At 64.6% G+C, this 9888-nt stretch carries 10 protein-coding genes; 1 reads left to right on the plus strand and 9 read right to left on the minus strand.

Going from position 1 to position 9888, the window contains the following annotated elements:
- Positions 1-102: 102 nt before the first annotated feature.
- From EN943_RS30425 to EN943_RS30435, 3 genes are all read right to left on the minus strand, one after another.
- Positions 103-900: an ABC transporter substrate-binding protein gene (locus tag EN943_RS30425; protein WP_127415803.1), complete on the minus strand. Its 798-nt coding sequence runs from the start codon at positions 898-900 to the stop codon at positions 103-105.
- A gap of 73 nt (positions 901-973) precedes the next feature.
- Entirely contained in the window at positions 974-2173 is a 1200-nt protein-coding gene (locus tag EN943_RS30430; RefSeq protein WP_127415804.1) for a pyridoxal phosphate-dependent aminotransferase, read from the minus strand.
- Between the two features lie 138 nt (positions 2174-2311).
- On the minus strand, positions 2312-3103 hold the full coding sequence (locus EN943_RS30435; protein ID WP_127415805.1) for an HpcH/HpaI aldolase/citrate lyase family protein: 792 nt from the start codon (positions 3101-3103) through the stop codon (positions 2312-2314).
- Between the two features lie 122 nt (positions 3104-3225).
- Between EN943_RS30435 and EN943_RS30440 the strand changes: the two genes are divergently transcribed.
- Complete coding sequence (locus EN943_RS30440; protein ID WP_127415806.1) at positions 3226-4317, plus strand: LLM class flavin-dependent oxidoreductase; 1092 nt, start codon at positions 3226-3228, stop codon at positions 4315-4317.
- A 187-nt stretch (positions 4318-4504) separates the two neighbouring features.
- On the opposite strand, the gene EN943_RS30445 is transcribed toward EN943_RS30440, so the two are convergent.
- From EN943_RS30445 to EN943_RS30470, 6 genes are all read right to left on the minus strand, one after another.
- A complete protein-coding gene (locus EN943_RS30445; protein WP_127381544.1) occupies positions 4505-4900 on the minus strand; it encodes a RidA family protein in 396 nt (131 codons plus the stop codon).
- 62 nt (positions 4901-4962) lie between these two features.
- The gene (locus EN943_RS30450) at positions 4963-6111 is read right to left on the minus strand and encodes an acyl-CoA dehydrogenase family protein (RefSeq protein ID WP_127415807.1); all 1149 of its coding nucleotides are present in this window, start codon (positions 6109-6111) and stop codon (positions 4963-4965) included.
- A 227-nt stretch (positions 6112-6338) separates the two neighbouring features.
- A complete protein-coding gene (locus EN943_RS30455; protein WP_127415808.1) occupies positions 6339-7151 on the minus strand; it encodes an enoyl-CoA hydratase family protein in 813 nt (270 codons plus the stop codon).
- On the minus strand, positions 7148-7618 hold the full coding sequence (locus EN943_RS30460) for a MarR family transcriptional regulator (protein WP_023811475.1): 471 nt from the start codon (positions 7616-7618) through the stop codon (positions 7148-7150). The genes EN943_RS30455 and EN943_RS30460 overlap by 4 nt, the downstream gene beginning before the upstream one ends.
- The gene (locus EN943_RS30465) at positions 7612-8385 is read right to left on the minus strand and encodes an SDR family NAD(P)-dependent oxidoreductase (protein WP_127415809.1); all 774 of its coding nucleotides are present in this window, start codon (positions 8383-8385) and stop codon (positions 7612-7614) included. The genes EN943_RS30460 and EN943_RS30465 overlap by 7 nt, the downstream gene beginning before the upstream one ends.
- Positions 8382-9888 (minus strand): bifunctional salicylyl-CoA 5-hydroxylase/oxidoreductase (locus tag EN943_RS30470; RefSeq protein WP_127415810.1); only part of this gene is annotated, 1507 nt, incomplete at its 5' end. The genes EN943_RS30465 and EN943_RS30470, both read right to left, overlap by 4 nt.

Genomic DNA, 9888 nt, shown 5'->3' on the forward strand with positions numbered 1-9888 from the left:
GCCTCGCAGATGGCGAGGCGGTCTGCGCGGAAGCCGGCGCTGGAGCATGAAATGAATCGTGCCGGCCTGGAAAGCCGGCACGATGTCAGCGCAGCTTTCAGCTCAGGCCTTCGGCAGCGGCATTTCCTTCATGGTCGAGGAGTCGGCCGGCGCGTCGCTGCCGAACCACTTCTTGTGGATGGCGGCCAGCGTGCCGTCCTTCTTCATCGCGCTCAGCGCGTCGTTCAGCTTGCCGAGCAGCGGGTGGTCCTTGGTCATCATCAGGCCGTATTGCTCACCGGTCTTGATGCGCTCCTTGACCACCAGATCCTTCATCTTGGTGAAGGCGTATTGCATGCCCGGAATGTCGCTGACGGCGGCATCGACGCGGCCGGCGCTGAGGTCGAGCAGCAGGTTCTGCTGCGTGTCGTAACCCTTCACGTCGCTGAAGCCGTCGGCTTCCTGATGCGCCTTGACCCAGGTTTCGCCGGTCGAGCCGGACAGCACGCCGATGATCTTGCCCTTGAGGTCGGCCTCGGCCTTGATCGCGCTGTCGGTCTTGGTGGCGATGCCCATGTCTGAATCATAATAGGGCTGCGTGAACGACTGTGACTTCAGCCGCTCCGCCGTGATGGTGATCGACGAGATGGCGACGTCGATGCGCTTCGACGTGGTGGCGGCAAACAGCGCCTGGAAGCCGAGATCGGCGATGTCGGTGGTCATGCCGATGCGCTTGGCGGCCTCGTTGACGATGTCGACTTCAAAGCCTTCAAAGGTGCCGCTCTCGTTCTTGTATTCGAACGGCGGATTGGTCGGGTAGGCGCCGACATTCAGCACATCGGCGGCATAAGCGGTGGCGGGGCCGGCAGCGATGCCGATGGCGGCGGCGAGAAGAAGCAATTTGCGGCGCGTGAAGCTCATTTGTGTTCCCTCTGTTGTTGATCGGGCGGGTTGCTCCCGCACGGTTTTTTGCCGTCCCGTTTCAGGCAGGGCGTCAATTCATGGCAGCGACCATGCGTTCGAGCGCGGTCGCTATCTGGTCACGTTCACGGCACACGCACATCCGCAGGAAGGCCGTTGCCGAACTTCCGAACAGATGGCCGGGCGCCAGCCCGACGCGCGCCGTCTCCAATATCCTGGCGCAGGCACGACGGGCGTCGCTTTCGCCGTCCATGGCAAAGAAGGCATACATGCCGCCGCGCGGTTTCGCAGGCAGGATGATGCCCGGAATTTGCGCCAGCCTGCCATAGGCGAGGTCGAGGCCGGTCCTGATCCTTTGCCGGATCTCCTCGACCAGCGGCTCGCCCTGGCGGATCGCCGCGACCGCACCGGCCTGGATCGGGGCAGCAGTGCCGCTGTTGACATACTGTGTCATGGCGCCGAGCTGGTCGGCCACCCCCGACGGATGCGTGAGCCAGCCGATGCGCCAGCCGGTCATCGCCCAGGCCTTGGAGAAACTGTTGACCGACAGCACCCGGTCGCCATCCTCGGCGATCTGCAGGATCGAGGGCGCTACATTGCCGTCGAAATAGAGCCGGCCATAGACCTCGTCGGAGATGATCCAGATGCCGGTGCGCCGGCTGAAGTCGAGCAGCGCCTGCATCTCTTCGCGCGTTGCGGTCCAGCCGGTCGGGTTGGACGGCGTCGACAGGAAGATCGCCCGCGTGCGTGCATCGCAGGTTGCGAACAGCCGGTCGAGGTCGAGATGCCAGTCACCCCTGTAGTCGAGCGAAAACGGCCGTGGCTCACCGCCGATCAAATGGATGGCGTTGTGGATGTTGGGCCATTGCGGCGCGACATAGACGACGTTGCTGCCGGTATCGACCAGCAGTTCCAGCGCTAGGTACAGCGCCTGCATGCCGCCAGGTGTAACGGTGGTGCGCGCGATCGGGATCGGCCGGCCGTGCACGCGCGTCTGATACTCCGACAGCGCTTCGTTCAACGGCGCGTGGCCGCGCATGTTGGGAATGTAGAACGTCAGCCCTTCATCAAAGGCGGCCTTGGCAGCGTCGCGGATGAAGGCCGGCGTCACCATGTCGCCTTCGCCGTACCAGAGCGCGATCACATCGCCGAGTTCACGCGCCCGCACGGCAAGATTGGCGATGTTCTCTGTGTGCAGATCGCGAATCTGGGCGCGCACGCCATCAAAGGCATAGCGCGCGCTGGACGATGACTGGGGCAGTACGAACGACAAGGACTGAAACCCCTCCCACCCGGAGTACAACGATGGACTGGCCGGGAAGCTCGTCCCGTACGGCAGTCGCCATCGATCCTGGAATGCTTATCCAAAGTGCGGCACTTTTCAAGGCGAAAGTTTTAAGCTTAAAAAGTTTCACCGTCCTGTTGCCCGACCCATACGCCTTTTCGCCAGTTCGTCGCGTGCGGCGGCACAGTTGGCCGCAGCGCCGGCGCCGAGAAACATCGTGTCGCTGGCCAGGATGAAGAAGCTGGCGCCGATAGCTGCCCATTGCCCGACAGGCTGCGGGCTGGCGCAAAAGATGCCGGCGGCTTTGCCGTGCGCGATCGTCACGCCGATGATCGTGCGGATCGCCGCATTGAGCCTGTCGGCGCCGTTCGGCCCGATCGCGTCGATCGACACCGAAAGATCGCCGGGGCCGACGAAGATCACGTCGACGCCGTCGACGGCCGCGATCGCTTCGATTTTGGCCAGCCCTTCCGATGTCTCGATCTGGATCGCGACGACGATCCTGTCATTGGCGCCGGCAAGATATTCGGGAATGCGATAGCCGTAGCCGGCGGCGCGGCCAGGCCCGACGCCGCGCTCGCCTTTCGGTGGATAACGCGAGGCTTTCACCGCTGCTTCGGCCTGGGCGGCGGTCGAAACGCGCGGCACCAGAACGCCTTGCGCGCCGCTGTCCAGTACTGCCTGGACAGCCTCCGGCGCGTGGCCGGGAACGCGCACCATGGCTGGCACGCGATGCACGTCAGCCGCCCGCACCATGCTCTCGATCATGTCGCGCGAGATCTGCGCATGCTCCCAGTCGATGCAGAGGAAATCGAGGCCGGACTGCGCCATCACTTCGACCGCGACGGGATGGGGAATGGCGGCAAAGGAGCCGACAAGGCTCGTCTTGCCGATGCATTTCTGGCGGAACTCGCTCATGCCGATCCCCTCTTTGTCTCTGCCAGAATCCATATCCGCAAACCATGGCGAGGCGAAGCTATTTCATGCTTGAAATATTTTTGCAGGGTCGTAGCGTGCGATCTTCGCCGGGAGGTCGCGACATGAACAAACCACACCCCTTGCACGGCCCGAACAGATTGAAGCTTGGCGTCTTTTCGACCAATGCCGATGGCGGGCTTGCCATCACCGATGTGCCTGAACGCTGGACGGCGAGCTGGCAGGACAATGTGACGGCGGCGCAGATCGCCGACCGTGCCGGGCTGGAGTTCATGCTGCCGATCGCGCGCTGGCGCGGCTTTGGCGGCCGCAACAAGGTGCGCGAATGGTCGTTCGAGACCTTCACCTGGGCGGCCGCTCTCGCCATGGCCACCGAGCAAATCGGCCTGTTCATGACCGTGCATGTGCCGCTGGTGCATCCGCTCTATGCCGCCAAGGCGCTGGCGACGGTCGACCATATCAGCCAGGGACGCGCGGGCTTGAACATCGTCTGCGGCTGGAGCCCTAAGGAATTCGGCATGTTCGGCACGCCTTTGGTCGAGAAGGGCTACGACCAGGCGGCCGAATGGATCGACATCCTCGAAAAGCTTTATGCCTCGGCCGAACCGCTCGACTATGAGGGCGCTTACTATCGCCTCAAGGAAGCGGTGAGCCGGCCAGCCAGCCTGCAGGTTCCACGGCCGGTGACCATGAACGCCGCCTTCGGCGGGCCGGGCCGCGATTTCGCCGCCGCCAGATGTGATTATCTGTTCACGACCTTTTCCGAGATGAGCGATGCCGGCAAGCATGTCGCCGATATCAGCGAGCGGGCCGACAAGGCGGGCCGCGACGTCGGCGTCTACACGGTGGCGCATGTCGTCTGCCGCCCGACGATGGAAGAGGCGCAGGCCTATTACACGCGCTACGCCGTCGATATGGCCGATCACGACGCGGTCGACGCCCACATGGCCGGCAAGAAGGAATTCTCGCAGTCGCACGACCCGCACGCCTATGACCGCTACCGGCAGCGTTTCGCCGGCGGCGCCGGCACCTACCCGTTGATCGGAACGCCGGAAACGATCGCCGCCGACATGGCCGCCATTGCCGGGCACGGCTATCAGGGCATCGCGCTGTCCTTCGTCAACTACACGCAGGAACTGCCCTATTTCTGCGATCACGTCCTGCCGATTTTGCGGAAGGCGGGACTGCGCGCATAGTAGCATTGCTCCGGGAAGCGCTGCCTGTTGGCGGTCAGGGATTTCATCATCAGTTTGGGTAGAGCATTCGGAATTTGCGAACCCTTCCCAACTTCGTCATCCTCGGGTCTGCGCCGCGTCGCTTCGCTCCTTGCTCCGCCCGTGGATGACGAAGCGAGGAGGCGTTTATTCCTGACGAACGAATTCCTTACTCCGGGATAACTGCCGTAGCCTGGATCTCCACCTTGGCCCGGTCCTCGACCAGCGCCATCACCTGCATGGCGGCCATCGCCGGAAAATGCCGGCCGATGACCTCGCGGTAGGCCTCGCCGATGCCCCTGAGGTTGGCCAAATACTCGGCCTTGTCGGTGAAGTACCAGGTCATCGAGGTGATGTGCTGCGGCCCCGCACCGGCCTCGGCCAGCACCGCGACGATGTTCTGAAGCGTTTGCCGCACCTGGCCGACAAAATCGTCGGTCTCGAACTGGCATTGCCCGTTCCAGCCGACCTGTCCGCCGACGAAGACGAGCTGCCCGCGTGCCGCGACGCCATTGGCGTAGCCGACAGGTTTTGCCCAGCCTTCGGGCTGCAGAATCCTGTGCATTTAAAACCTCCCGGTATTCCAAAACCCAATTTCAAATCGAACGCTCGTCAAAATCTCTGCCGTCAGGCAGCGCCCATCACTTGCCGCGCAATCACCACTTTCTGCACGTCGGAGGCACCCTCATAGATGCGCAGCGCGCGGATCTCGCGATACAGGCTTTCGATGATATGGCCCTTGCGGACACCGTCGCCGCCATGCAGCTGCACGGCCTTGTCGATCACCTCTTGCGCCTTGTCGGTGGCAAACAGCTTGGCCATCGCCGCCTCGCGGGTGACGCGGGGCGCGCCCATGTCCTTGGTCCAGGCGGCGCGGTAGACCAGAAGCGCGGCTGCATCGACATCGAGCGCCATGTCGGCGATATGCCCCTGCACCATCTGCAATTCGCCCATCGGCGCGCCGAACAGTTTGCGCTCGGCCACCCGCTTGATGCTTTCGTCCAGCGCGCGCCGGGCAAAGCCGAGTGCCGCCGCACCCACCGTCGAGCGGAACACGTCGAGCACCGACATGGCGATGCGGAAGCCATCGCCCGGTTTGCCGATCAGTGCGGCGACCGGCAGGCGGACCTGATCGAAAGACAGCCGCGCCAGCGGATGCGGCGCGATCACTTCCAGCCGCTCGGCAATGCCAAGCCCTTTGGCGTCGCCCGGTACGAGGAAGGCGGAAAGCCCCTTGGCGCCCGGAGCCTCGCCGGTGCGGACAAAGACGACATAGAAGTCGGCGATGCCGCCATTGGAGATCCATGTCTTCTCGCCAGTAAGAACGTAGCTATCGCTGTCGCGGGTCGCCGTCATTTCGGTGTTGGCGACATCCGATCCCGAGCGCGGCTCCGACAGGGCGAAGGCGGAAATCGCCTTGCCGGCACGTGTCTTCGCAAGCCATTCCTGTTGCTCCGACGTGCCGAACAGGCTGAGCGCGCCGGTGCCAAGCCCCTGCATGGCAAAGGCGAAGTCGGCCAACCCGTCATGGCGGGCGAGCGTCTCGCGCGTGATGCACAAAGTGCGCACGTCGAGGGGGCCCGGATTGTCGGAGTCGAGCGCCGTCGGCTTCAGCCAGCCGTCCCGACCAAGCTTCGCCACCAGCTCGCGGCAGGCGGCGTCGACATCATGGTGATCGACGGGGAGGTTTTTTGCGCACCAGGTTTCGAGGTTTTCGGCCAGTTGGCGATGGCGGTCCTCAAAAAAGGGCCAGTTGAGGAAGGAACGGTCAGGCATTAGTGCCTCCGCGGTTGAGGCGTTGCGCTCTACGGCGCCCCCCTCTGTCCTGCCGGACATCTCCCCCACAAGTGGGGAGATTGGCAGATCGGGCGCCGCCGCCATTCTTGCGACGCCGGAGATTAGCGAAAGCGCGGGGGACGTCCGATCTCCCCCCTTGTGGGGGAGATGTCCAGCAGGACAGAGGGGGGCGCTGTCCCGCCAGCATTTCTAGCAATGCGCCCATCTCAATTCCCCTCGAACACCGGCTTTTCCTTGGCCACGAACGCCCTGTACGCCCGCTCGAAGTCGCGGGTCTGCATGCAGATCGCTTGCGCTTGCGCTTCCGCCTCGATCGCCTGGTCGAGACCCATCGACCATTCCTGGTTGAGCTGCGTCTTGGTGATGCCGTGGGCGAAGGTCGGGCCGGAGACGATGCGCGCCGCCATGTCGAGCGCGTCGGCTTCCAGCGATGTGGCATCGACCAGCCGGTTGTAGAAACCCCAGCGCTCGCCTTCCGCCGCCGTCATGGTGCGGCCGGTGTAGAGCAGTTCGGCGGCGCGGCCCTGGCCGATGATGCGCGGCAGGATCGCGCAGGCGCCCATGTCGCAGCCGGCGAGGCCGACGCGGGTGAACAGGAATGCCGTCTTGGCTTCCGGCGTGGCGATGCGGATATCGGAGCTCATCGAAATGATGGCGCCGGCGCCGACCGCGACACCGTCGACCGCCGCAATGATAGGCTTGCCGCAATTCAGCATCGCCTTTACGAAATCGCCGGTCATGCGGGTGAAGGCAAGAAGCTGCTTCATGTCCATCTTGACCAGCGGGCCGATGATGTCGTGGACATCGCCGCCGGAGCAGAAATTGCCGCCATTGGAGAGGAACACCACGGCGTCGACATCGTCGGCATAAACGAGGTCGCGGAACGTGTCGCGAAGCTCGGCATAGCTGTCGAAGGTCAGCGGATTCTTGCGCTCCGGCCGGTCGAGCCGGACCTTTGCGATCCTGCCCTCGACCTCCCAGAGGAAATGCTTCGGCTTGCGTCCGGCCATTGCGGTCATTCGCGTCCCTCCCAGTTGCTGCGGAACGAGGTCAGCATGCCGGTCAGCCGGCGCGCGTCGTCCTCGCTGACCTTGCCCAACAATTCACCGATCCAGCCTTCATGCGCCGCGGCGATGGTGGCAAAGGCCTGCGTGCCTTCCTCGGTCAGCCGCACCATCGACGTGCGGCGGTCGCCATTGCGCCTAGCGCGGGCGACAAGTCCTTCCGAAACCAGCCGGTCGACGATGCCCGTGACATTGCCGTTGGACACCAGCAGGAAACGCGACAGGTCGCTCATCAGCATGCCTTCCGGCGCGCGGTAAAGTGCTGCCATCACGTCGAAGCGCGGCAGCGTCGTGTTGAACTCCTTCTTCAGCCGCTCGCGCAGCTCGGCCTCGATCGTGCGCGAGGCGCGCAGCAGCCTGATCCATAGCCGCAAGCGGTCCTTGCCGGGTCCCGACGGCGCGGGCAGGGGGCCGGCTACCATGTTTCGCCTCCTGAGATGGAAATCGCCTGTCCGGTGATCGATTGGGCGGCATCGCCGCAGAGCCACAGCACGGCGGCGGCAACCTCATCCGGCTGGATGAAGCGGCCTTGCGGGTTGGTCGAGGCAAGGCTCGATCGCGCCTGTTCGACCGATCGGCCGGTCTTTTCGATGATGCGCTGGATGGACTCCTCCAGCATCTCGGTCTCGACGAATCCCGGGCAGACTGCGTTGACGGTGACGCCGGATTTCGCCGTCTCGGCGGCCAGCGCCCGCATCAGGCCGACGACGCCATGCTTGGCGGCTACATAGGGCGCGACATAGGCGTAGCCTTTCAGCCCGGCCGTGGAGGCGATGAAGATGATCCGCCCCGTCTTGCGCGCGGCCATCGCGGCCAGCGCCGGCTTCACTGTCACGAAGGCGCCGGTCAAATTGACGTCGAGCGTCCGCTGCCAGTCGCTGAGCGCGGTTTTGTGCGCGGGCGCGCTGCCGGCCATGCCGGCATTGGCGACGACGATATCGAACGGCCCGCGCGCTGCTTCCGCCGCTTCGTAAAGCGACGCCATCGCCGCCTCATCGGTGACATCGGCGGCGATGCCGAAGATGCGGTCGTTTTCCCTCGCCACCTTGGCGAGCTCTGCTTCCCGGCGGCCGCAGATGGTGACGTCGATGCCGGCAGCAGCCAGCGCCAGTGCGATCGCCCGCCCGACACCCGAGCCACCGCCGGTGACCAGCGCATGCCTGCCGGAGATCGTTGCTACGGCCGTCATACTTTCAGCCCTGCAGCCGCATCCCGTTCGGCCAACCGGTAGAGCTGGTCGCGCCCGGGCAGATAGGGATCCGGCCACTTCACGCCACGGTCGCCGAGCGTGACGGCGGCATGCAGTGTCCAGTAGGGATCGGCGAGATGCGGCCGTGCCAACGCCACCAGATCGGCGCGGCCGGCCATCAGGATCGAGTTGACGTGGTCCGGCTCGTAGATGTTGCCAACCGCCATCGTCGCCATGCCGACCTCGTTGCGGATGCGGTCGGAAAAGGGCGTCTGGAACATGCGGCCATAGACCGGCTTGGCCAGCGCCGAGGTCTGGCCGGCCGAGACGTCGCAGATGTCGACGCCGGCCTCGTGCAGCAGCCGTGCGATCTCGACCGCGTCGGCCGGTGTGACACCCTCGATGCCCACCCAGTCATTGGCCGAAATGCGCATCGAGATCGGCTTCTCCGCCGGCCAGGCGGCGCGCACCGCACGAAAGATTTCAAGGGGATAGCGCATGCGGTTCTCCAGCGAACCGCCGTAGTCATCCGTGCGTCGGTTGGTGACAGGCGTGATGAAGGACGACAGGAGATAGCCGTGCGCGGCGTGGATCTCGAGCATGTCGAAGCCGCAGCGATCGGCCATCTCGGCCGAAGCCACGAATTCGTCGCGCACGCGGTCCATGTCGGCACGGTCCATCGCCTTCGGCACCTGGTTTTGCGGCGACCACGCAACGGCCGAGGCCGCCATCACTGGCCAGTTGCCTGAGGCCAGCGGCACGTCGGTGCCCTCCCAGCCAAGCCGGGTCGAGCCCTTGGCGCCGGAATGGCCGATCTGGGCGCAGATCTTGGCTTCTGTCTCTGTGTGGACGAAGTCGACCAGCCGCTTCCATGCCACCTCATGCTCGGGCGCATAGAATCCCGGACAACCGGGCGTGATCCGCCCTTCCGGGCTGACGCAGGTCATCTCGATATAGATGAGGCCGGCGCCGCCCTTGGCCCGCTCGGCATAATGGGTGAAATGCCAGTCGGTCGGACAGCCTTCGACGGCCTTGTACTGCGCCATCGGCGAAACGACGATGCGGTTCTGCAGCCTCATGTCGCGCAGCTTGAACGGCGCGAACATCGGTGCGCGGCGCAGGCTGTTGCCGCCGGCGCCAGCCTGGCGCTGGAACCATTCTTCTGCGCCGCCCAGCCATTCGGCATCGCGCAGCCGCAGATTCTCGTGGCTGATGCGCTGCGAGCGGGTCAAAAGCGAGTAGTTGAACTGCACCGGATCGAGGCCGAGATAGCGCTCGACCTCTTCGAACCATTCGAGCGAATTGCGCGCCGCCGATTGCAGCTTCAGCACCTCGGTGCGGCGGGAATCCTCATATTTGCGGAAGGCGGCGTCGAGGTCCGGCTCGGTTTCAACATACTCGGCCAGTGCAACCGCACTTTCCAGCGCCAGCTTGGTGCCGGAGCCGATCGAGAAATGGGCTGAGGCCGCCGCATCGCCCATCAGCGCCAGGTTCTTGTAGGAC

The organism is Mesorhizobium sp. M7A.F.Ca.US.006.01.1.1 (genome assembly GCF_003997935.1).
Taxonomy (GTDB): Bacteria; Pseudomonadota; Alphaproteobacteria; order Rhizobiales; family Rhizobiaceae; genus Mesorhizobium.